Here is a 23,462-nt window from a genome sequence, read left to right as displayed (position 1 = left end):
ATGGCGACATGGGAAGCGTTATTAGCAGCAGAAAAGCAGCACGCTTATTTTCAGCATATAATCACCTATGTCGCTGCGCAACGAGCAGCTGGAAAGTGCATTTTTCCAGCGCAAGCTGATGTATTTAACGCATTTAAAGTCACTGAAATTAACAAGGTCAAAGTCGTTATACTAGGACAAGATCCTTATCACGGTCCTAAACAAGCACATGGTTTAAGTTTTTCAGTTTTACCTGGCGTTAAGCCACCTCCTTCCTTAGCGAATATCTATAAAGAATTGCTCAACGACGTAACAGGTTTTGCTTTACCATCTCATGGTTATTTGCAGTCTTGGGCAGAACAAGGAGTGCTGTTATTAAATACGGTCCTAACAGTAGAGCAGGGTAAGGCGCATTCACACAGTAAAATTGGTTGGGAAAGGTTTACCGATAAAGTGATTGAGCTACTCAATGAGCACACCTGTGGTACGGTATTTTTATTGTGGGGCAGTCATGCTCAGAAAAAAGGGGCAGCGATAGATGCGAACAAACATCATGTACTGCATGCCCCGCATCCCTCACCCTTGTCAGCGTATCGCGGTTTTTTTGGCTGCAAACACTTCTCACAGACTAATCAACTACTGCTTGAACAAGGTAAATCAGCCATTAATTGGCAAGTATAACGGCTACAAATTTTAAAGTTCTGCTTAACGTTTGTGAATAATCACCGCGGTACGTAAACGCTCTTTTCCAAAACAAGACATGCTATAGAAATCTTGTTTCGCAATGGGAATATGTTGACAATCTAAAGACTCAACGTCGTGATCATCAGGGTCAGGATCATGAACATACAAATAGTCTTCATCAATTTCTGTGACACATACCCAATGTGGCGCTTTTTTGTCGTCCAATTGATAGGTGCTAATTAAACTAATGACACTGGCCCCTTGTCGAATATGAAATTCAAGATCTTCGGGGCTGACATCTGTAAAACGAACCTCAATATTGGCCTCTTCTACTTGACTACGGAACTGGTGTTCGACGGCTTGCATGATGTCTTTTTTGTGTTGACTGCGTACTCCCCCAATAAATAAGGGACCGGTGAGATTGACGTAAACTAGTACTTCAAAGCCTCTTTTGTTTGCCGCTAAGGCTAGGCCATAAGGATGGCAACCACCGTGGCCTGAGGTCATGTAAATGGTGGTAGCTTCTCGCCAAATATCCAGTTCAAGCGCTTGATTTAAGTTAACTTTCTCATCAATTTTAGCCATGGCCATCATTAATGAAGACGGACCACAAGTAAACTCTGTGGTTTGTTGATACCAAGGATACGATGTTAGTTGTTGCAACGATTGCTTCTGGCGTACGTTTTTTTGCATGCGCAAGGCATCAGTATTGTCTTCATAATAGGCTTCATAACTACCAAAAATTTTGTAGCCGAGCCCCTTGTACAAATTAATCGCGGTTTCGTTATTTTTTGCCACTTCTAAACGAATAAACAATTTACCGGCTTCTAAGGTTTGTTGTTCCAGGGTAAGCAACAGCCTTTTACCGATGCCTAGTCCTCGAATCTCGCTATCAACCGCAATGGAATACAGACGCGCCAAATGCGTTCCTTTACGCATAATGATCAGGCCATATGCCACCACAACTTGCTTAATCAAGATCACTTGAAACACACAGTTAGGTGCCTTCAGCCAATGTTGAAAACTGCGTTTACTAAGACGGTCGCCGGCAAAACAACGATTTTCCAATGCCATTAATTGAGCCAAGTCCGAGTATTTTGCATCTCGGACTTCTATCGTTTGGGTAGGTGTTACCACCTCAGCCAAATGTTGGTTGAGTGCTTGCAATCTAGCGGCCTCGGTATTCAAGGCGATCTGCAAACTCTTGCATGATGACACGATATAGCTCGTCACCTAAATACTTGTCTTCAATTTTACTGTCTAGGTTAGGGTTGTCATTGACTTCGATAACGTAAACTTTGTCATTAACTTGTTTTAAGTCAACACCATACAAGCCATTGCCAACAATCTCACAAGACTTAATCGCAGTGGCTAATACTGCTCGAGGGACTTCAAAGGTTGGGATCGTTTCAAAGTTACCGGCATTGTTGCGCTTAGAGCCATGGTTATAAATTTGCCAGTGGTTACGCGCCATAAAATAACGACAAGCATAGATCGCACGACCGTTTAGTACACCAATGCGCCAATCGTATTCGGTATACAAGTACTCTTGAATTAGCACTAAAGCCGATTGCTTAAGCATCATCTCTAACTTGCTGGTTAATTCGCTTCTGTCCTTCGCTTTAAAAACACCTAGCGAAAACGAACTCTCTGGCAACTTAAGCACGATAGGGTAACTAAACTCCGTCTCCAAGCGGTCAATGGTCGCAGGGTCAGATTTAGACACAAAGTGCGTTTTAGGTGCAGAAATATTGTGGTAGCTAAAAGCATCGTGCAAAAACACCTTATTGCAGCAACGTAAGATAGACGTAGGATCGTCCATCACCACCATGCCCTCTTTTTCACCTTTGCGGGCTAATTCATAGGTATGGTGCTTGATCGAGGTTGTCTCACGAATAAATAACGCGTCATATTGGTATAACTGAGCACTTTGTGCGGCAGTAAATACTTCGGCATTAATCCCCACTTTATTGGCTGCTTTTATAAACAACTGAATTGCCTTGGCATCGCTTGGCGGTGTTTTTTCATCAGGGTTGACTAATATGCCCATATCCCAGCGAGCGCGCTTCCGACCTGGAGGGTTACGCCACACTTTTAAAGTGAAATGTTCTAAGCTGGCAGTAAATTGGTCCCAAAGTTCAGGGGCAATTTCATTCACGCCAATCGCACTACAAATAAGTTGAGTTTGATGCGCATCGCGAGCAACAGACAGCTTTAAAATAGGCGCCGGAAACTTTTCAAAAGCGAATTTAGCTAACTTGCGTAGCGATTCGTTTTTTGTCCAGCCGAAAAATACCAAGAATTCTTTTTCGTCAGCACTGATCACCGCAGGTATTTGACTTTTGCTTAAGGGAATTTCGACCCATTCTTGATCTTTAGGCGGCATTAACGACAAGTCATTAATGGTATTTACGCTGGGTAATACTTTATGTTGGCGAGCTTCGGCCAGCAAGGAGCAGTAATAGCCTTGGCTTAAGTATTTTTCCGTATCGCACAAGTTAATAATACGAATTTTAGGCTCGCCGGCTTTTGGATATTCAGCCAGATATTGCTCGAAATTAACAATGGTTAATTCGCTATCAGGTAAGTTGAGTGGATGGTCGACAACAACTAAGGTTTTAAACATGGTTTACCTTTTTTAATGCAGATTAGAGGCTGCAAATAGAACAACAGAAATTTGCGCGAATACTACTCTTATTAAGCGTAGCAATATGCAGGTAGTTGAACAAAATTTTTTCATCATGACGTTCAATTTATTTCACTTTGCTTTTACGCACAGTGTTTTAGAATCAAGTGGTGTTAGCAACCTTTGATAAATGTTATGGGCAAAGATAATCGCGTTAGTTTAGACGAATTTGATGAAGATGATTTTGATGCTTCAGCAAAAGATAAAAAATCCGCTAAAGTTCGAGCAGAGCTTGAGAAAAAACAGCGGGAAAAAAGACAAAAGAATATTGAGTCAAAAAATAAACACCTCACAGCCGAGTAGCAATTAAACGTTTCACCGTTTTTTCTATTTGATTGTTTTGGTGAGTTTTGAGTGCTCGGGTATAAGGCGCATCAACAGGTAACTGTTTGATGCGCCTTTTGTGTAAATGGCCAAAATTTTTGGCTTATTTGGTGTTTTTTTATTGCGGAGAAAGCATGAAAACTGTTGCATTATTGTTTGTAGGGTTATTAAGTTTTTCTTTGTATGCCGACGAAAAACCAGCGGCCGACGAAGCTTTGTTGAAAGAGTTAAAGCAGTTCTGTACAGAAATGGCAGAAGACGATGGTATTGCGGCAGATAAACTAGCTGCTTATCTACTCAGCTGCGTTAACGAAGAACTGGAGTCAGAAGGTTATGCTCCAGTGAAGAAGTTGTAAGACTGATTCTAAAATACTGAACAATACTTAACGTGAGCAGAGTAATTCAGCATGTTAAGTATTGTATTTCAGGCCTATTCAAGGTATGAATTACTTATCAACTCAGCAACAAGCTTTATCTATGGACGTGCGTTTCCTTGTTACCTTTCTTGAAGTGGTGAAAACACGCCATTTTGGTAAGACAGCAGAAAATCTTTATCTTACTCCTTCCGCGGTCAGTGCTCGAATTAAGCAGTTAGAAGAGTACTTCAACAGTCCTCTATTTATTCGCAATCGTAATAGCATCCAACTTACGGTAGCAGGCCAAAAGTTAGTGCCTTTTGCTGAAAATTTAGCCGCGACCTTAAATGATGCTGTTAAAGCTATCAATAATTTTAATGTACAACACATTGCATTAGCCGGCACACCTAATGCATGGGAGTTGTACCTAAGCAACGCCTTAACCTGCATCAGTGAATACTTTCCGGCATTGACCGTGCGAGCTGAAATCATGACCAATGATTTATTGTTGCGCCAATTGCATAACCGCACGATTGATTTAGCCGTGGTAAGTGAGCCCCTCAAGTCTGAGCAGATCGAAACGTTACCCTTATTAAACGTGCCGCTTGCTCTTTATGTTAAGCAGTTTGGTGAAGAGGACCTTGAGTCTATGGCCAAACGTTATATTAGTCTAGATTGGCACGGTAAGGCTCGTGAAGAGGTTGAAAAGCTTTTTCCTAAAGCCAAAGAGGCGAAATTTAATACCAGTTCCATTCGAATCGCCTTGGATTTATTGTTAACTCAAGGGGGCATGGCCTTATTACCAGTTACCATTGCCGAAGAGTATGTGCTCAAGGGTCTTTTGACTAAGTTAGACGATTGCGGTGAGTTTAATTGCTCACTCCAAATTGCTTTTTTGAAAGAAGTTAATCATGTTGGTTTGGCCGAGTTCATTGAATTTTTATTGAACCTTCCAAAACAAGAAGAGGTCCTTGCGCTAAATCACTAGCACTCATGCTGGCATTACTGCATTTTAGCGCTTGTTAAGAGAGGAATACCTAATGCGTGTGGTATTTTTATGCCTATTGCTCGTATTGATCTGGGGCTGCCAATCAACGAACGGCCAGGTCGCTCAAGAAAAAATAGCAGTGGGTGAACTAAGTTCTGCCGAATTATTGTCTGCCTATCCCGCTTTTGAGGCTGAATACCGCGCTTACCAACCCACTGCTGCAGAGCTATCAGCAGCGGCGAAGTTAAACGGCTTAAAAGTAGTGGTGTTGTTTGGTACTTGGTGTCATGACAGCGAGCGAGAAGTACCTCGCTTACTTAAATTGTTTGATCTTGTCGGGCTAAGCCAAGACAATCTGCAGCTTATAAGCGTTAATCAAAATAAACAGGAGCCCAGCGGTCTGTATCGACGTTTGGATTTACGCTTCACTCCCACCATTATCCTATTTGATGGGGACAAAGAATTAGGCCGTATTATTGAGAAACCAGATAACAATATTGCTCAGGACTTAGCCGCCATACTCGCTAAGTAAGGGCTTGATTCGGGACACGAGCTTTATTCATTTAAAAGGAAATCTACGCTCCAGCAAAGCTAACATTCATGCATTGAACCTAAGCTTCTGATACATAGGCGATAGACGTCACGCGACTTGCTTATTTTACTATTTCGGTGCGCGTTAAGAAATGCCTCAGTACCGTGTACAGTTCTTCTAATTGAGTGGGCTTACCCAGTACTTGATCGGCGCCTATCGAAAGATAGTGACTCACATCGCGTTGACTCACATTTGCGGTTAGCATCACGATGGGCTGGTCCATTCCTTGTGCTCTTAGTTGTTGTATTGCCGTGACGCCGTCCATTATTGGCATTTGTACATCCATCAAAATGAGGTCGGGCAGGAAGGTTTGGTAAGCTTCTAGGGCTTCTTCTCCATTATTAACCAAACAAATCTTTGCTTGGGTGTCTTCTAGCATTAGTTTGATTATTTCTTGGTTAATCATATTGTCTTCAGCGATCAAAATGCGTTTGTCTTGCAAGTTAGGAGGCCTTTCATCTTTTATTTGAACGCTTGGTTCAGGGTGTGTGACGACCACCTGTTGAAGCTCAACATTAAAGGTAAAACATGAACCAACACCAGGCTCACTGACCACCGAAAATTCGCCGTGCATAAGCTCCACAAGTTTTTTACAAATAACGAGCCCTAAGCCTGTTCCGCCAAACTCTCTGGTGGTTGAAGCATCAGCCTGTTTAAACGGGGTAAACAACAATTTCAGTTGCGATGGGCTAATGCCAATACCTTGATCGCTGATACTGCATTGCAGAAGATGACGACCTTCTTTAAGACAATAGTGTGCCTCAAATGAAATGCATCCTTTGGCAGTAAATTTAACGGCGTTAGAGAGCAAATTATACAAGATTTGGCTTATTCTAAGGCTGTCGCTCGACCACAGCATATTGAGTTGTTCGTCAATACGCACATTAAACACGAGGCCTTTTTCTTGACAGTTTGCGCGGCTTAAATCACACACATCTTCTATTAATAGTTTTGGATTGAATGCTACGTGTTCGATTTCTAGTTGCTCGGCTTCAATTTTTGATAAATCAAGAATATCGTTGAGGATACGCATTAAATTGCCACCTGACGTAATTGCCGTATCCAGCATTTTAGCTTGTCGAGGATCAGTTATTTGCTGCTCTAATAATTGCAAAACGCCAAGGACCCCGTTCATAGGTGTGCGTATTTCGTGACTCATGTTGGCCAAAAACTGCGATTTTAATTTGTCTGAACTTTCGGCTTTGAGCCGCGCTTCTTGCAAATCAAATATTTGATTACTGATCTGCAGCGCCATTTTTTTTAATGCGTCGTGAATCTGGTGAAACTCTATAAAAGGATTCTGTTCGGCAGGAAGCTTGTAATTCCCTTTTGCGATTTGATGGCTAAGTTGCACCATTTCTCGAATAGGCGTATTAAGTTTTTGCATCCAAACCCGTAAAAAATAATAAGTCACAACAAAGATAATCAATAGCGCTAACAATGTGACGGCGATATTCTGATAAACGGCTAAGAAGTAATTGGACGTTTGGTGATAATTAATGACACTAAGTGGCATTGGTCGATCGTTTATCCAAATAGGTAGCTCGAGTAAAAACGGATTGTTGGCATAGGTTTTTGTTTCAACATCAATGGTTGAGAGAGTCTGTTCTCGACTACTCAGTACGTTGTATTCTTGTGATGATAAATCCGTACTTTTTGTCGAAGATACCTGTAATAACTGTTCTTGTGATAGCACCACAAATAGCATTGAGTTGGTTTCCATCGGGTTAATAATGGATTCGGTCTCTCTTTGTAAGCGGGTGATAAATACAAGATGCCCAGTATCAAGGCTGGTGGAAGTCTGTTGCAGATTGAGCATTGCACCATCAAAATAATGCAGTTCAGGAAGGTTAGAGGCATGGTGTGTATTCGCCAATTTCCGTTGCACAATTTGCTGAAGTTCGGGGGATTTAGCGCGCAGTGTTACTAGGGGATAACCTGATACAACAAAGCCTTTTTCATCCATAATGAAGGCACTTTCTATACCATCATAGTGCTGTACAAATTGTTGTAAGCTTTTATCAACAAACTGCGAATACAAAATATTTTTTGCTACTTCAGCGAGCCCTTTATTCTGGCTTAGCTCGATAGTTGCGTATTGATAGCGGGTTAACTTTCCGTTGATGTCTGAAGCGACGGCATAACCCCTTGACTGAATCGCATTTTTCATCAAGGTGGTTTCAGCTCGGTAAGCCATTATTAAAGAGTAAGAGATCACCAAAATAATAGGGATCAGAATAAACAAGCCAACTTGCCTAAATAACAAATGGATGAAGGGAATCTGTTTCATCGTGCATCACTCGCCGTCGTTTGAGTCGACTCTTCGGCTAGATGCTGCATAAGCTCTGTTGCTTGTTTGGCATCAATAACACCCGCAGCATACCGTTTAAATCCGATGGATATCGCTTCCCATACTACGGCCATCTTAAAATTATTGGGCATTGGCTCTGATTGGTTAAGCAAATCAATAACAACTTGAACATTGCTACTGGCTTGCATTTCAATCTTGTTCAATACCAAGGAATTGACCGGTAGAGCATTGAGCTGATGCCACAACGCTTGTTGCACTTCCTCTGTTTGCATAAAATTTGCTAATGCCAATAGGGCTTCGCGCTTATTACCTGTTAACGAATGGTTTAGAAAAGCCAATACATGTGAGGTGAAGTAAGATCGCATAGGCTGGCCGTTAATGGCTGGCAACGGTGCAATCCCCAACTTACTGCCAAGACGCGTGCTAAGTTGTCGAAAGGACCAAAATCCGGAAATTAAATAGGCATTTTGCTCTCGCTCAAATTTGTCGATACCACATTGATAGTCACATTGTTCATCAACGACACCTGTAACAGCCAAGTTCCAATAAAATTGAATAGCCCTCTGCATTTCGGGGGTGTTGAGCTGAATCTGTTCTCCAATTAAGGGCAGTGTTTGCATGGCAGTAATAGTGGGGATAAACCAATACATTTCGTTAAAGCTCCACGCTATAATGCTATTACCTTGCTTTATGGCTTGCTGCTGCGAACGTAATTCGGGCCAATGAGTGGCCGGGGATGTGACCATACTTTTGTTATAATACAGTACGAGGTGATTGCCTGCGATAATGGGGATACCAAGATACTTTCCATCTACCATAGCGCTTTTTTTGAATCGCTCGCCAATATTTTTGTTTAATACACTCGGTTTAATTTCACTTAGTTGCAAATAAGGAAGACCAAGAAAATCACCTGGAATCAAGGCTACATCAGGTAAATCTGTATTAGCATGCTTTAATAACTGTGCCTTTAGGTCCGCGTTGTCAAAAATACGGGTGTTGATCTCGTATCCTGTTTGTTGGGTAAAGGTGTTCAATATGTCGAGTAGGGCGGTGTTTTCATGTCCGATAACAATCGATATGGTTTGCTTGGAAGCGGCAAAGGTATGGGTTGACGACAACACCGTGACCATTGATATGATGAGTAAGGGGAGACAATACAAACGCATGTTTATCTTTCAACTTCGCAATAAGATGGCCCTAGCCTAACACAAAATTTCTTAGCGCTGTGTAGAGGAGAAGATTGCACAAGCCGCGCCTAGGTTAATGCGTCAGCATAAGCAAAAAGGGCGGGGTTACCGCCAGTATGCCAAAAGAGGACCTTAGCTGATGCGGGTATCTGGCCACTCCGAACAAGATGGATTAGACCCGCCATAGCGCGGCCAGTATATACGGGATCAAGTAAAATTCCCTCACTTTGGGCTAGTAGACTAATGGCTTCTTGTTCTGCGCTGCCTACCACGCCATAACCTTGACCGATATAATCATCGCGTAGGTCGAGGTCATGCAAGTCAAATCGCTCGGCTAAATCGAGCTGCTGTGCCGTTTCATTCGCAATATCGACAATAACTTGTTTGAAAGGTTTGTTGGCATTTTCGTCTTTGTCTATATTAATTCCCACGATTTGGTAATCTTGTTGCACTAGGCTCTTGCCAACCATCATGCCAGCGTGGGTTGCACCAGAAGATGAGGCAAATACGATGTGGCTAATAGAGGTGTTTGCCAACTGCTGTTGTAATTCTTGCATGGCGTTAACATAACCCAGGGCGCCTACTTTATTTGAGCCACCATAAGGCACCACATAAGGTGTTAAGCCTTGCTGTTTTAGGCGTGCAACGAGGTCAGGGATGCCTTCTCCTTTTCGGTTTTCACCTTGCCAATGAATGGTACTGCCTAGCAAATAATCCAGCAATAAGTTGCCATTTACCTTGGAAGGTTTGTGGCCACCTAACAATAAATGACAGGGTAATGAAAGTAAGGCTGCTGCGGCCGCTGTTTGACGACAATGATTGGACTGTATTGCGCCAGCGGTAATAATGCAGTCGCAGCCTTGGCTGACTGCCTCTGCTAGTAAATATTCTAGCTTACGGGTTTTATTGCCGCCCATGGCAAGTCCAGTCAAATCGTCACGCTTAATGTAAATGTCAACTGCGCCTAACGCAGCGCTAAAATTGGGTAAAGCATGAAAAGGCGTGGGGAAAAAACCTAGTGCTTGTCGATTAAACCGTTGCATAAGCGCTCTCATTTAGCATTAGTACGCTACTCTATTGCGGGTTATTATTGGATATGGGTTTAGCCATTTGCTCGGCGTTTAGAATTGTCACTTCACGTTGCGGGAATGGCATATGTATATCATGGGCTTTGAGGGTTTCCAAAATACTGAGCATTAAATCTCCCCCCACCCGGTTTTTGCCGTCATCGACACCTTGCATCCAAAATTCTACAAACATATTGATGCCAGAATCGCCGAAACTGTCAATTTCACAGTCTGGACGTTCTTCAAAAGGTACGTCCTCACCGCTAATCACTTGTGGGTGCTCCGCAACGACGACTTTGATTATTTCCACCATCGCTCGCACGTCGGTTGCATAGGGTACTGAGAAGTCAACTCGATAGCGCTGTTTGGGATCTTTGTGAGTCCAATTAATAAATTGAGACGAGATAAACATTTCATTGGGTACCACGATATCTTTACCATCGTAGGTCTCTAGTACGGCGTAGCGCATACGAAACTCTCTGACAAACCCCTTGGTGTTATCATCCAATTGCACATAATCACCTACCGTCAATGACCGGTCTAATAAGATGATGATCCCTGAAATGAAGTTTGAGGCAATCGATTGCAAGCCGAGGCCAAGGCCCACGCCCACCGCGCCGCCAAATACTGCCAATGTGGTCAGGTTTATGCCCATTACGTTGAGTAAAAGCAAAAATACGACACAAAATAGGGCGACCTCAAAAAGTTTAGAAAACACCTCTCGAGTAGGAACATCAAGATGTTCTTGTTTGCGAATAATGTCCTTACCCAGGCTACTTGATGCTCGGCCCAACCAAAAAAGTAAGGTGCCAAAAATTAGCACACGTAAGACCCCATAAGCTGACACACTTACGTTTCCCACATTTAGCGAGACATCTTCAAGCTCAGCAATAAAAATCGGTAAATAGCCTAATAAGTGCAAGATCAGCGTTGGTAAACCTACCCATCTAAATAAATTTGCGGCAAATCGATGGGTAACAAAGGCCTGAATGCAAAAGTGGAAAAACAGGATGACCGCAATAAAATAAGCGGTATTAATGACCCACGCGGTGTGCGCAGTGTGGCCGCTAATTTCAGTGGATACCCGTAACATGATGATGGATAACAAAGGATAAATAATGCCGCCTAAACGAAAGGCCAGTTTATGTAAAGGGTGGGCGGTCTCTGGCGGTTGATGATTTGTGACACCGATGTGATTGCGGATTTTTTTTGCTAACAAAAAGGCCAAAAGGTAAACCAATAAGACGATAGCAATTTGTAAGTATGTAAATGGCGTGCTGAGGGTTTGTTGCACTAATAACAAGCTGTGCTCAAAATATTGTTTAATCAGATCAGTGTTCATCTTTTCGCTTACTTTGACATCTTTACACCATATTACTACGTCATTGAGGCATAATCATGTTTAGAATACTCAGTGATACATTGAGTAAACGCATTCACCCAATAATCCACAGGAGTCAATATGACCAAGGCTAGTTTACGCGTACTTTACCCTCATCCCACCGACGCAGAAAAATTTGACCAAGACTATCAGCAACATCTTGCCTTATTTCATGAAAAGACCAAGATACCTAAAGATAAACCGCCGTATACCGTGAGTAAATTCCATGCTACTCCTTTGGGAAATGCGGCGTATTATCAAATGTTTAGCTTGCCATTTGATTCGATGGAGGCCTTACAACAAACAATGATGAGTGCAGAGATGCAATCAGTGGCTGCTGATGCGGTTAAAATTTCCACAGGTGGTCAACCAATTGTGCTCATTGCAAGTGATCAGTAATTATTGAAGGTAAGCTGGGTGAAAGATTCTGTAGGTGTCTTGCGCAGCATCGCGATTCTGGAAGGAACGAAGGGCTGCTTAGCTTTTATGGTTGCTATTGGCTTACACACCTTAGCGGGTGAAAACGTGCAAAGTATTGCAGAAAGCTTAGTGCGCCACCTCCACCTGAATCCCGCAAGTCACTATCCACATATTTTGATTGAAGCTTCCAGTCAGGTTACATCCAGTAATATTCGTCTGATTGCTGCTGGTGTACTGTTGTATACCCTTATCCGGTTTATAGAAGCGTATGGTTTATGGCATCAAAAGCGGTGGACTGAGTGGTTTGCTTTAGTTAGTGGTGGAATTTACATTCCGTTTGAAATTCGAGAAATGTACCAGCATGTTAACCTTTTCACGCTCGGCGCATTTAGCCTAAATGTGCTTGTGGTGTCATACCTTGTGTGGCTTATATTTAAGCCACACAAAGAAAAAGATTAAGTATGATGAAATGAACAGTCGGTGTTAGGCGACAGAACTCATGTCGTTTACCGATTTTAATTTTAGCAAGGAAGTAAATGAGTCGTGATGGGATAATAAAGCCAGCTTCTCTTTATCCGTCATCCAGTTTAACGCTTCCAGTTGAGATTGCGCATCAGCAATTTTATATTCAGCGCTAATTTTATCGATAGGCGGATATCCGCGTTTTGGTGCCGGTGGTACTTGCGTCATTGAAAAATGCGACGCCCACAATGGTTGTTGTTGTAACAGTTGCTCAAAACTTAACTCGTGAGTGACTTTAGAAAAGTCGTCCACGTATTCGTCACGTTTATGCATTATTTCCGGTACATCAACTTCTTCTGGGATAGACAGCAAGCCACAAAATCTCAAAAATTTGGCTAACCACTTACTGCCACTTAAGGCAGAAAGTGGGATCGAAAATACCAGTCCTACCAGCGTTGGTGCCAACCAAAGTAATAAGGGGGGCGAGTAATAGTACAATACTGCAGTCATGACCAAGCCAATGAGCGTATGCCAAATATGTTGGCCAAATAATTGAGCCCACGGTAGACCGTTATATTGCCTTTGTTGAGTCGACCAACCTGAATCCCTACCTCTGAAAATATCAAGAATGTGCTTACTGTGGATCAGCATAAAAATAGGCGCATACAAGACTGAAAATATGATTTCAACACAGGCGCCCAGAATCAGCCTGATGATCCCTAAGGGGCGACGTAAAGAGGGAGTAAATATCGCGCGGGTAATACCTAAAATTTTCGGTACTAATAAGATCCCCATAGTAAAAACAAACAGTTGCACCATGCGTTCAGAATCAAAGACCGGCCAATGGGGAAACAAGCTCATTTCATCGGAAAAATATTCGACGTTAATGTAGTGAATTTGAATAGCCATCACAATACCAATCATGATTAAGGCAAACCAAATAGGCGAGGCCATATAGCCCATAATCCCAGTTAACATATGAAAACGATTTGGCCAGCGTAATCCTTTAGCCGACAAAACAGCCAAATGCTGAATATTACCTTGTGCCCAACGTCTATCGCGGATTGCCACATCAGATAAACTAGGTGGACTTTCTTCCCATGAGCCTTTCAGTAAAGGCACCATGCGCACAGACCACCCCGCTCTGCGGATAAGCGCGGCTTCAACAAAATCATGAGATAAAATGTCGCCGCTGAAGGGTTTTTGCCCACCTAAAGTTGGTAAACCTGCAGCTTGAGAAAATGCACTGACTCGGATAATGGCATTGTGACCCCAATAGTTGCCGTCATCGCCTTGCCAAGCTGTTATGCCGTTAGCCACGATAGGGCCATAAATTGTGCCAGCAAACTGCTGAAGGCGAGCAAATAGTGTATCGCCGCGATACAGACATGGCAGCGTTTGAATAATGCCACTACGCTCATCTGCGGCCATCTCTTTCATTAACTGAACTAGAGTGTTTGCACACAATAAACTATCGGCATCAAGCACTAACATATAATCATAACGACCGCCCCAGCGACTCACAAACTCATGCACGTTACCGGCTTTTTTAGCTTTGTTGTCAAAGCGGCGGCGATACCAAACCTGCATCTGGCCTTGGAGAGCTTGTTGAAGTTTTTTTACTGCAGCGGTCTCTTTAAGCCATACATCAGGTTTATTAGAATCAGAAATAATAAAAATTTCAAATTGTTCACCGAAACCTTGTGCAGCTAAGGCTTTGCCCATACTCAATAGTGCTGCGCAAGTTTGCGCGGCGTCTTCATTGTAAATAGGCATAAGCAAGGCCGTTTTTTTGCCGCTCAGATCACTGTCTATTTTACTGTAGTCTTTGATAGGGCAAATAAAACCTGCGATTGCACCGCAAGCGGCCAGCGCAATCCACACGAAGGTTAGAGCAAAAAAGCCAACCATTAACCACTGCAAAAAGGTTACGTCGACTTGAGACACGATCAATATCATCTGATACGTAGCAAATATCGTGAGGGCGCTTGCACCACCAAAGGTGATTAATCGCGCTAACCACGTTGACCAAGACTGCGCTGCATATTTCACCTTTTTATGCTGAGAAAAATCTTGTGGTGGCATATGCAAGGGGCATTCAGTCGGGATGGCTCCTTGGGATTCTTTGTTGGCTTCATCCACGGTTAACGGTTCCATCTGTAAAGCCATGTTTCACCCCATGCTTTGTCTTTTGATGATAATGATACGCGCAGTTCTGAAAGATCTTCTCTGCCTGGTTCAAACTTAACAACCACACGGTATAAACCAGTTTTATCCATAAATTTCTGAATTGTACCCACTATTTTGCCGGTACTGGCTGAGGCGCTTACCACCACATCATCGGGTAAATTCAACGAGCTGTAGTCGATAACAAAATCTCTGACGGTCTCACTGCCTAGAGCTTTACCGGTAGCGGTAGATAAGATGCGCCCCCCCTTATCTTCCAAAGCAAAAACTGAGCCCCAAGAAATTTTATATTGAAACGAATAAGCACGATTTGCTTTCATTGGTTCAGAGGGTTGCCAAAAAGCGACAATGTTGTCGTGAATTTCTGAGTTGGTAGGAATTTCGACTAATTCAACGTGGCCTGGACCCCAATTGCCAATAGGCTCAACCCAGGCAGAAGGTCGCGCTTCATAATGGGCTTCCATATCCTCAAAATCTGTAAACTTGCGGTGACGTTGGAATAAACCAAACCCTTTCAGTGTTTTATCACCAAAAGCTGAAACTTGTAATTTGCGTGGATTAGTTAATGGACGCCAGATACGTTCATTTTGACTATTGATCATGAACAAGCCGTCTGAATCATGCACTGCTGGTCTGGTGTCGTCAAAACGAGTGCGGTTAACCCCATTGTATAAAAACATCGAAGTTAAGGGGCCAATGCCAAAAGAATCAATTTGTTTTCTTGGATACAAGGCACTGTTCACTTCGATTTCGGTATTTTCGCCAGGCGTGGCTTTAAAGGTAAATGCACCAGTGAGTGACGCGCTTTCTAACAGAGCATGGATCACGATAGACTGACCTTGTTCTTTAGGCCGTTCAATCCAAAACTCAGTAAATACTGGAAATTCTTCACCAGTGGGCTTTGCCGTGTTTACTGCCAACCCTCGGGCTGATAAGCCATACCAATTGTCTTTACCTAAGCCTCTAAAATAGGTGCCGCCTTGGTACACCAAAAACTCATCCCATACATCTGGTTTATTGATGGGCGTGGTCAATTTAAAACCAGAATACCCTTCAGCTTGCGTTTCTTTGGCCGCTTTTTGTTCTTTGTCGTAGTTAAAAATATCACTGGTGTACAAAATGCGCCGAGATGTGCCGCCCACCACTAAATTCAATTTAACCGGTGTTTTGAACAAGAAGCCTGGATGCATAGGGCTGAGACGAAAATTACGATCTTCATTTTTCCACACGCTTGCACCACGTTGAAATTGGATTTTTCGATAGTCATCATAATTTAAATTATTGAGTGGGCTGTCTGGTGCTAATTTAGGCTCAACAAATTCTTTAGCAGCAAGCTCTTTGGCTTTTTCTTCAAGCCACTGGCGGTTAAATTTATGAGTGGGTCTGTCGTCTTGCGCAAAAGTCAGGGTCGATGTAAGTAAAACAAAGACGCAAAGAAGCACTGTTTGAATGGATTTGCTGATCAAAATAAAGGTTCCTAAATTATGATTGTGAGTAATCTGCGTGAGTGATGGTGATCTTTACCTCTAAGGCACAAAACCAACACAGGTATCTTTAGCTTTGCTAAGCACAAGCTATACCACTTTTTATATTTCTTTTTTAACGGTTTAACACTGCGTCGCTAAGCAGCAACGTAATGGGGCTGTCCAATAGGGCGTTAGAGGGGACAATGTCAATAAGACTGAAAAATAACGCTTTTTTAGATTCTCGCTGCCATAAAAATAGTACACTTTGTCTCTAATTGGCTACATAGAATCGTCGCAAAACGTCAACGTTTAACAGGCCACACACCTGCTTTTAACACTTTAAATTGCTTTGAGTTTATTCGCGGGTAAATCTTACTGAGTGACTCTCCTGTCATAAGTAAAATTTACCCAACGAAGCTAGGACAATTTATTTTTGAAGTCCTCGTAGGTGAATTTACGCACTAATTCAAAGCTACCGTTTTTGCGTAAAATGCCAATAGAGGGATGCTCAACACCGTTAAAAAAGGTTGTTTTCACCATGGTGTAATGGATCATGTCTTCAAAGATTATTCGTTCACCAATTTGCAGCTCATGGTCGAAACTGTATAGGTCGATTGCATCACCGGTTAAACAAGAGTTTCCGCCAAAGCGATAAGTGTGGGCTTTTTCTCCGGCTTTACCCGCCCCACGAACTTCAGGACGATAAGGCATTTCGAGTACATCAGGCATGTGTGCCGTTGCTGACATATCGACAATGGCAATTTTGTCGCGGTTTTCGACTATATCAATCACTTCACACACTAATGGACCCGTTTGCCACGCCACAGCTGAGCCAGGCTCTAAGATCACGTTTAAGTGTGGATAACGAGCCTTAAAAGCTTTTAATACGCCGATAAGATGTTCAACATCGTAGCCTTTCTTCGTCATCAAATGACCGCCACCAAAGTTGATCCATTTTAACTGGCCAAAGTACTGAGAGAATTTCTTTTCAACTGCAAGAATAGTCCGTTCGGTAGCAAAGGAGTCACATTCACATAAGTTGTGTATATGAAAACCTTCTATACCAGTTAAATCTACACCAACGAGATCTTTAGCTAGAATACCAAAACGTGAACCCGGCGCGCTGGGGTCGTACAATTCGGTTTCGGCTTCGCGGTGCTCTGCGTTTAAACGAATACCTGGCGATACATCAGAGGCCAAAATTTGTTGTTTATAACGCTGCCACTGACCAAGGCTATTAAATGAGATGTGGTCAACTAAGTCTACTAACTGATCGATATCTGCAGGTTTAAAGGCCGGCGAAAAAGCATGCACTTGTTTGCCTATGGTTTCTTTACCTAATCGTGCTTCCCACACCGCACTGGCAGTTGAACCTTGTAGATATTGTTTGACTAAATCGAAGGTAGACCACATGGAAAAGCCCTTGAGTGCCAAAATGATTTCGACACCACTTTCGTCCTGTACTCGTTGCATTAATTGTAAATTGGCTTCGAGTTTAGCTTCTTCACACACATAGCAGGGCGAGGGGATCGCAGGGTTTAACATCGGGTCGGCGGCATCAACAGTCATTTATATGTCCACTTTAATGGTGTAATTCATTAAAAATCAAAGGGCAGGGTCACTGAATGACGCTGCCCTAATTGCTTTTGCAAAAAGCGTTAACTTACTTTTTAAACGGGCTCTGTTCTACTTCAATGACATGCCATGGTAGGCCGTGTACATTGAGTAATTCCATAAAGGGATCAGGATCAAATTGCTCCATGTTCCACACACCTGCTTTTTTCCAAGTACCATTTAACATTAAAGCCGCGCCTATCATAGCAGGTACGCCTGTAGTGTAAGATACGGCTTGAGCGCCTACTTCTTCATAACAAGCAGCGTGGTCACAGTTGTTATAAATAAAGATAGTCTTTTCTTTGCCATCTTTGATACCGGTAATATAAGTACCGATACAGGTCATGCCTGAGTAGCCTTCGGCTAAGGTGCCAGGGTTAGGCAATACCGCTTTCAAAAACTCTAAAGGTACGATTTGCTGACCTTGGAAATCGATAGGCGCAATACTGGTCATGCCTATGCCTTCTAATACACGTAAGTGAGTTAGATAAGCTTCGCCAAAAGTCATCCAAAAACGGGCACGTTTCAGTGTTGGAAAGTGTTTAACGATAGATTCTAATTCTTCATGAAACATCAAATATGAAGCGCGTACACCGATGTTTTGATAATCCAGGTCTTCACGTACGCTCAGTGGATCGGTTTCTTTCCACTCACCATTTTCCCAAAAACGACCACGTTGGGTAATTTCACGAATATTGATTTCAGGATTGAAGTTAGTGGCGAAAGCTTTGCCGTGATCACCCCCGTTACAATCGACGATATCTAAATAATGGATTTCATCAAAATAGTGTTTGGCTGCATAAGCGGTATAAACGTTAGTCACGCCAGGATCAAAGCCACTACCTAATAAAGCCATTAAACCAGCTTTTTCGAACTTTTCTTGGTAAGCCCACTGCCAAGAATATTCAAATTTAGCCACATCTTTAGGTTCGTAATTTGCTGTATCTAAATAATGTACGCCAGTTTCTAAACAGGCATCCATGATGGCTAAATCTTGGTAAGGTAAGGCTAAGTTTACCACTAAGTCAGGTTTGACTTGCTCAATTACCTTAACCACTTCACTGGCGTGATCTGCGTCAACAGCAAAGACCCCTTTGATGCGGTCTGCGCCAATTTCTTTTTGTAGCGCTTCGCATTTTGACACGGTGCGACTTGCTAAGTAAATTTCGTCAAAAAACTCAGGTAAACGCGCACATTTTTTGACAGTTACAGCAGCAACGCCGCCAGCACCAATGATCAATACACGAGACATAAGATGATCCTTTTAGTTTTTAAGATATAAAAAACGCGCATGCTATCAGTAAATTTGTAGCATGCAATAGCTGCAATAAAATAGGTGGTTTTATTGGCTATTTCCAGTTTAACCACGGGATTGTTGTAGTGCTTGATTATGACATAGTGATGTCATCACTGCATTGATTCTCTGCTCTACCGAGCCCGATACGATAATATGTGGGATGTGTTTTTCTATTAAATAGGCTTTGATAAAGGCTTGAAATTCATGTCTGTTAGCGTCCCCAGAGCGTTCCCACGTATCGTCGTAGGGAATTTCATCACCGCATAGCACAACGAGGTCGTAACGCTGCCATGATGCTTGCGCAAGTTGCTCAAGTTCAGGCAAGGCGTCGCCATGATAATGCAGGGCAAAGTGCCACGTCGTAAACGCATTGGTATCACACAATAACACGTCATTGGCCTTGTCGAGCGCTTCGTCTTCCCAGCGAACTTGAGTTTGCGCAATATGCAATAATTGCTCAGGACTTAGGCGTCGGTCTACTTGATGTTCTAACCAATACTCTCGACCATATTCTGCCACGGTGAGGGTGTGAAGCTTTTTGGCTAGCGCTTCACACAGGGTGGTTTTTCCGGTGGATGGTCCGCCGAGGAAAACGATTTTTTTTATCATGACTCTACTTTATGATTGAAAAGTGTGATGGCTCTAGCGTTCATTAAATCATTGAATACCAGTGGTGACAAAAAGTCCTGATACCTCGGCAGGTTATCTCTGATCATGCTTGCGCTAATGGGGACCTGTAATCTGTTGCAATCGACTTGGACATTCCTACAGCTAAAAGCTTTACTAATGTGCTCACCATAAGGTTCACTACTGAAAAAACTATCGAAGCGGTATTCCGCCAGTAGTCCCAATAAGTATTGCTCTTGGCTGGCGATTATCTCGGGGGTATATCCGGTTTCTTTTGGGCCATTAGAAGCCAAAACTAGATCCACCTGCGGATAAAGCCGTGCAATCCACGATGCTCTTGTCCTTACATCACATTGCGGTAATTCATCACAGGCATAGATCACCACTACTAACCTATCAACGTTAGCTAGGGCTGACTCGATGAGAAACTGATGACCCTTATGTAAGGGGGCAAATTTGCCGAGGGTAAAGCCTGCTGTCATTTATGCTGGCGCTGCATTCGATACGGTATTGGTGGTATTTCGCCAAGATGTGTACCATTGTATTTGCCCAATAATCGCCATGACTAAAAAGCACAAATACAGCAGCGAGGTTGGGTACAATTGCTTGTGCCAATATATGCCTATGGCAACAATATCAACAACAATCCAAAAGGCCCAATTCAATAATTTTTTATGTGACAGCAACCACTGTGCGGCCAAACTTGCACATGTTGTAAAAGCATCAGGGTAGGGAAGGCTCGCATCGGTATTATTGTTCATGAAGTAACCCACTATTATTGTTCCAATAATTACCGCACCCATCCACGATGTATATTCAACGGTACTTCCGCGATTGACGATAACCTCTCCATGCTCTTGTTGTGAACGACGCCAGATAAACCAGCCATAAAATTGAAAGCCGATATAAAACAGCTGCAGTGCCATATCAGAATACAGTTTCACATCGTAAAAAATCCACGTGTAAATTGAAACTTGAACAAGGCCAAAGGCAAAGCTCCATATACTGCGTTGAATAAGTAAATAAACACACAAAAAGCCTGCAACCGTCGCTATCCATTCAAGTTCTGAGGCGCCGGCAAAACCTTGAAACCATTCAGTAAAATTCATCAGTTTTCATTCACAGGAAATATTTGGATTGTATCTAAAAAAGGTCCATTAGAACCTATTGTTCCCCCTAGCACATAGATGTTTCCATTCAAAATGGTGGCTGCATTGTGACGACTCGCCTCCAAGGTAAAAGGAGCGAGTTGCCAAGTGCTGGACGTCGCATCAAAAACGTAAGCACTATTTAAGTTTGTGTAATCGCCAAAGGTGTAGATTTTACTTTTGCTGGCGACGGCTGAATGGGCGCTCAAAGGCTGAGGAAGCTCAGCAAGTTCAGTCCAACTATCGAGTGCTAAATCATAACGGTAAAAATGACTAGAGGGCGTTTTACCGTTAAAACCGCCAACGGTATAAATATGTTCACCTAGTACAACAGCTCTAGTACTTTCTTTGTCAGGTAGGTCTGCGCCTTTTTTCCAACTATCATTGTTAATATCGTAAATGGCTACCGTATTGGTAGGGACAAGTTTGTTGCGCGTTTGACGAGACCAGACCCCGCCACCGCTGACTACTATTTTTCCATCAAGAAGAACCGCACTGCCAAAGCGCCGTGGAACGGGCATCTCACCAATTATCTTCACTTCTTGAGTGCGAATGTTATACACCTCGACTAAAGGTTGGAGTCTGCTACGATTTTTCCAATTAGAGACGCCGCCAAGCACATAAATTAAGTCAGCACCATCCCACACCGCTGAATGATATCGCCTAGGTAACAGTTTATCTTTTAATTGCGTAACAGATTGAGTAGCAGGTTCAATAATCACGATATCTCTTGAAAACCCCTCTTTATTTGCCCCACCAAGGACAAATATATGTTTACCATTGTTGGCAACAGCATGGCCGTAAAGTGGCGTAGGTAAACGCAATGTAGTGTTTGTTGGTGATGGGGCTTGAGACGCGCAGGCTGTTATTACTAAGGTTAAGACGAATAATATAATGGCGTGAAATCGCTGACGTTTGAGCATGATGTCTTCCCTGAATGATTTTTAAAAAGTAGGTGGCTAGCTTACAAGGACAAAGGCAAATTTAGCAAGTCACAAAATTGATGCACGCTGCCCAATTGCGCGGCTACCTTGCAATCCGCCAGTATGCAAAATTAACAAGCGACTGCCTTTGTTGAAATAATTTCTGTTGATTAAGTCTTTCACCGCATACATCAGCTTACCACTATAGATAGGTTCAATTTCAATGCGTGTTTGGTGATAAAAATCGTTGCAAAAATCCACGAGTTCGTTAGAACGTTTAGCATAGCCACCAAAATGATAGTCATGGCATATGCCCCAGTGTTGATAGGTTTGTGGTAGCAAAGCCTGCACGTGTTCTTCCAAATAACCTTGACCTTTTAACGCGGCAATACCCAGAATATGAGTTGCGCTGTGTGCGGTGGCTTTGATTAGCCCTGCCAATGTACCGCCACTGGCAACTGGCGCGATAATATAATCATAATGTTGGTCTAATTCGCTGATAATCTCAGCCACACCTTGCAAAGCCAATTTATTTGAACCGCCCTCTGGAATGATTAAAGCATTTGGGTACTGTTGGTGCAACAGAGTCAAATAGGCAGGGGACTCGCGCTGTTGATAGGTTATTTTATTGACATATTGAATATCAGTTTGCCACATTTGTAGATCGTGCAACATAGGGCTGGGATTAGCCGAGTAGTCGCCTCGCACAATCGCAGTAAAACGTATGTTGAGCCGGTGACAACAAAAGCCTAATGCGTGCAGATGATTAGAAAAGCCACCACCAAAACTGACGATGTGGAGTGTTCTGCTACCCAATATTTGCGCTAGCGAATATTTCAGTTTTCGCCATTTATTGCCTGAAATAATAGGGTGTAGCAAGTCATCTCGCTTGATAGAAACGCTAATGTTATGTGAGTTTGGCCAAGCTAAATCTAGACTGTATTGAGGTGATGCCTCTTTGACCTCTAACGTGGCGAAAAGCTGGGCTAAGTTTCTGGTGGATGTGATCAATGTTTTTCTTTCCACTAATGCACCAACATATACCCTAACATGCCTAGTAAAAAGCCAAACACCGCTCCCATGGGAGGAAACCAATGTTTTTCCAGTTTTACTTGAGGAGCAATGTCTTGAAATATGGAATACAAAATGCCGCCAGAGGCAAATAACATGATGGCTGAGACAATATGGTGGTAATCGGTTAACCACACATAACCACTTACTCCTGCAATAGGCCCTAATAAGGCGAGTAAGGTAAACACAATTAAAATCTTTGCTGGACTAAACTGAGGTGAGGAGCGCAACTCGCGGTAGGCATTAAATCCTTCAGGAATGTTTTGTAGGGAGATTAAACCAGCCAGCAGATAACTGCTAGGGCTATCAAGTGCGATGGCTGCACCAAGCGCAATAGATTCTGGAATAAAGTCAGCTAACATCGCGGCCAATTGGCTGGCAGGCGTATTGGTTTTTCTTAACCAAATATCTAAGCCCATAAAAGCGAAGCTCCCCCCTAAAAAATAGAGTGTTGCCTGTGTCATAGATACGTATTCGATGCTTTCAGGCACTAACACTAAGCCAACCGCTGATAGTAAAGCGCCGCCACCAAATGCCATGACACCGTGGCGAAACTCTTGCGCTAGCCAATCAGATTGAAAATGTTCAAGTTTGGCCAACAGTCCGCCCAAGGGCATGCCTAAGCCGGCCAACGATGTGACTAAAATAACCATTAATAATGAAGACATTGTTTGACTACCTTTAACAAGTCA

Annotated in this window: 23 protein-coding genes; 7 read left to right on the top strand and 16 right to left on the bottom strand. The window is 42.8% G+C overall.

Annotated features, from left to right (window positions below):
* Positions 1-660 (top strand): uracil-DNA glycosylase, encoded by a 660-nt coding sequence (gene ung / locus ACEN2L_RS01990; RefSeq protein ID WP_306024158.1) that lies wholly within the window; start codon positions 1-3, stop codon positions 658-660.
* A 24-nt stretch (positions 661-684) separates the two neighbouring features.
* Here the strand turns inward: ung and ACEN2L_RS01985 are convergent, their stop codons facing one another.
* Positions 685-1,863 (bottom strand): GNAT family N-acetyltransferase/peptidase C39 family protein, encoded by a 1,179-nt coding sequence (locus ACEN2L_RS01985; protein WP_441741508.1) that lies wholly within the window; start codon positions 1,861-1,863, stop codon positions 685-687.
* Positions 1,832-3,289, bottom strand: a complete 1,458-nt coding sequence (locus ACEN2L_RS01980) for a RimK family protein (RefSeq protein ID WP_441741507.1) — start codon at positions 3,287-3,289, stop codon at positions 1,832-1,834. The genes ACEN2L_RS01985 and ACEN2L_RS01980 overlap by 32 nt, the downstream gene beginning before the upstream one ends.
* Before the next feature lie 195 nt (positions 3,290-3,484).
* Here ACEN2L_RS01980 and ACEN2L_RS01975 point away from each other — a divergent pair, with 195 nt between their 5' ends.
* From ACEN2L_RS01975 to ACEN2L_RS01960, 4 genes are all read left to right on the top strand, one after another.
* Complete coding sequence (locus ACEN2L_RS01975) at positions 3,485-3,652, top strand: hypothetical protein (RefSeq protein ID WP_441741506.1); 168 nt, start codon at positions 3,485-3,487, stop codon at positions 3,650-3,652.
* 155 nt (positions 3,653-3,807) lie between these two features.
* Positions 3,808-4,029 carry a hypothetical protein gene (locus tag ACEN2L_RS01970; protein ID WP_306024155.1) on the top strand — a complete coding sequence of 74 codons (222 nt, stop codon included), beginning with the start codon at positions 3,808-3,810 and terminating at the stop codon, positions 4,027-4,029.
* 85 nt (positions 4,030-4,114) lie between these two features.
* Positions 4,115-5,017, top strand: coding sequence for a LysR family transcriptional regulator (locus ACEN2L_RS01965; protein WP_441741505.1), 903 nt, complete (start codon positions 4,115-4,117; stop codon positions 5,015-5,017).
* A gap of 52 nt (positions 5,018-5,069) precedes the next feature.
* Positions 5,070-5,549 carry a TlpA family protein disulfide reductase gene (locus tag ACEN2L_RS01960; protein WP_441741504.1) on the top strand — a complete coding sequence of 160 codons (480 nt, stop codon included), beginning with the start codon at positions 5,070-5,072 and terminating at the stop codon, positions 5,547-5,549.
* 121 nt (positions 5,550-5,670) lie between these two features.
* On the opposite strand, the gene ACEN2L_RS01955 is transcribed toward ACEN2L_RS01960, so the two are convergent.
* The 4 genes from ACEN2L_RS01955 to ACEN2L_RS01940 form a co-directional block, all read right to left on the bottom strand.
* Positions 5,671-7,899, bottom strand: a complete 2,229-nt coding sequence (locus ACEN2L_RS01955; protein WP_441741503.1) for an ATP-binding protein — start codon at positions 7,897-7,899, stop codon at positions 5,671-5,673.
* Complete coding sequence (locus ACEN2L_RS01950; RefSeq protein ID WP_441741502.1) at positions 7,896-9,086, bottom strand: sugar ABC transporter substrate-binding protein; 1,191 nt, start codon at positions 9,084-9,086, stop codon at positions 7,896-7,898. The genes ACEN2L_RS01955 and ACEN2L_RS01950 overlap by 4 nt, the downstream gene beginning before the upstream one ends.
* A gap of 89 nt (positions 9,087-9,175) precedes the next feature.
* Entirely contained in the window at positions 9,176-10,150 is a 975-nt protein-coding gene (locus tag ACEN2L_RS01945; RefSeq protein ID WP_441741501.1) for a D-cysteine desulfhydrase family protein, read from the bottom strand.
* 31 nt (positions 10,151-10,181) lie between these two features.
* Complete coding sequence (locus ACEN2L_RS01940; protein WP_441741500.1) at positions 10,182-11,516, bottom strand: mechanosensitive ion channel family protein; 1,335 nt, start codon at positions 11,514-11,516, stop codon at positions 10,182-10,184.
* A gap of 120 nt (positions 11,517-11,636) precedes the next feature.
* On the opposite strand from ACEN2L_RS01940, the gene ACEN2L_RS01935 reads away from it, so the two are divergent.
* Together ACEN2L_RS01935 and ACEN2L_RS01930 are read left to right on the top strand one after the other, a co-directional pair.
* Complete coding sequence (locus ACEN2L_RS01935) at positions 11,637-11,954, top strand: EthD family reductase (protein ID WP_441741499.1); 318 nt, start codon at positions 11,637-11,639, stop codon at positions 11,952-11,954.
* A gap of 18 nt (positions 11,955-11,972) precedes the next feature.
* Positions 11,973-12,434 carry a DUF2127 domain-containing protein gene (locus tag ACEN2L_RS01930; RefSeq protein ID WP_441741498.1) on the top strand — a complete coding sequence of 154 codons (462 nt, stop codon included), beginning with the start codon at positions 11,973-11,975 and terminating at the stop codon, positions 12,432-12,434.
* 24 nt (positions 12,435-12,458) lie between these two features.
* Here the strand turns inward: ACEN2L_RS01930 and mdoH are convergent, their stop codons facing one another.
* The 10 genes from mdoH to ACEN2L_RS01880 all read right to left on the bottom strand — a co-directional run bounded on the left by mdoH (position 12,459) and on the right by ACEN2L_RS01880 (position 23,438).
* On the bottom strand, positions 12,459-14,606 hold the full coding sequence (gene mdoH / locus ACEN2L_RS01925) for a glucans biosynthesis glucosyltransferase MdoH (RefSeq protein ID WP_441741497.1): 2,148 nt from the start codon (positions 14,604-14,606) through the stop codon (positions 12,459-12,461).
* Positions 14,582-16,090, bottom strand: coding sequence for a glucan biosynthesis protein (locus ACEN2L_RS01920; RefSeq protein ID WP_441741496.1), 1,509 nt, complete (start codon positions 16,088-16,090; stop codon positions 14,582-14,584). Before ACEN2L_RS01920 ends, mdoH begins: the two co-directional genes overlap by 25 nt.
* A 417-nt stretch (positions 16,091-16,507) precedes the next feature.
* Positions 16,508-17,659 carry a carboxynorspermidine decarboxylase gene (nspC, locus tag ACEN2L_RS01915; protein WP_441741495.1) on the bottom strand — a complete coding sequence of 384 codons (1,152 nt, stop codon included), beginning with the start codon at positions 17,657-17,659 and terminating at the stop codon, positions 16,508-16,510.
* Between the two features lie 94 nt (positions 17,660-17,753).
* Positions 17,754-18,956, bottom strand: coding sequence for a saccharopine dehydrogenase family protein (locus ACEN2L_RS01910; protein ID WP_306024143.1), 1,203 nt, complete (start codon positions 18,954-18,956; stop codon positions 17,754-17,756).
* Between the two features lie 108 nt (positions 18,957-19,064).
* Positions 19,065-19,610, bottom strand: coding sequence for an ATP-binding protein (locus tag ACEN2L_RS01905; protein WP_306024142.1), 546 nt, complete (start codon positions 19,608-19,610; stop codon positions 19,065-19,067).
* Complete coding sequence (locus ACEN2L_RS01900) at positions 19,607-20,110, bottom strand: adenylyltransferase/cytidyltransferase family protein (RefSeq protein ID WP_306024141.1); 504 nt, start codon at positions 20,108-20,110, stop codon at positions 19,607-19,609. Before ACEN2L_RS01900 ends, ACEN2L_RS01905 begins: the two co-directional genes overlap by 4 nt.
* Positions 20,111-20,737 carry a nicotinamide riboside transporter PnuC gene (gene pnuC, locus ACEN2L_RS01895; RefSeq protein ID WP_441741494.1) on the bottom strand — a complete coding sequence of 209 codons (627 nt, stop codon included), beginning with the start codon at positions 20,735-20,737 and terminating at the stop codon, positions 20,111-20,113. It abuts the gene before it with no gap.
* Complete coding sequence (locus ACEN2L_RS01890; RefSeq protein WP_441741493.1) at positions 20,737-21,699, bottom strand: Kelch repeat-containing protein; 963 nt, start codon at positions 21,697-21,699, stop codon at positions 20,737-20,739. Before ACEN2L_RS01890 ends, pnuC begins: the two co-directional genes overlap by 1 nt.
* 69 nt (positions 21,700-21,768) lie before the next feature.
* A complete protein-coding gene (locus tag ACEN2L_RS01885) occupies positions 21,769-22,725 on the bottom strand; it encodes a 1-aminocyclopropane-1-carboxylate deaminase/D-cysteine desulfhydrase (RefSeq protein WP_441741492.1) in 957 nt (318 codons plus the stop codon).
* Complete coding sequence (locus ACEN2L_RS01880) at positions 22,725-23,438, bottom strand: ZIP family metal transporter (protein WP_441741491.1); 714 nt, start codon at positions 23,436-23,438, stop codon at positions 22,725-22,727. Before ACEN2L_RS01880 ends, ACEN2L_RS01885 begins: the two co-directional genes overlap by 1 nt.
* Positions 23,439-23,462 lie beyond the last annotated feature (24 nt).

This window comes from Flavobacterium sp. W21_SRS_FM6, from assembly GCF_052119645.1.
Classification (GTDB): domain Bacteria; phylum Pseudomonadota; class Gammaproteobacteria; order Enterobacterales; family Alteromonadaceae; genus Paraglaciecola.
Note: the sequence above shows the minus strand (reverse complement) of the source record. Positions and strands in the feature narration are given on the sequence as shown.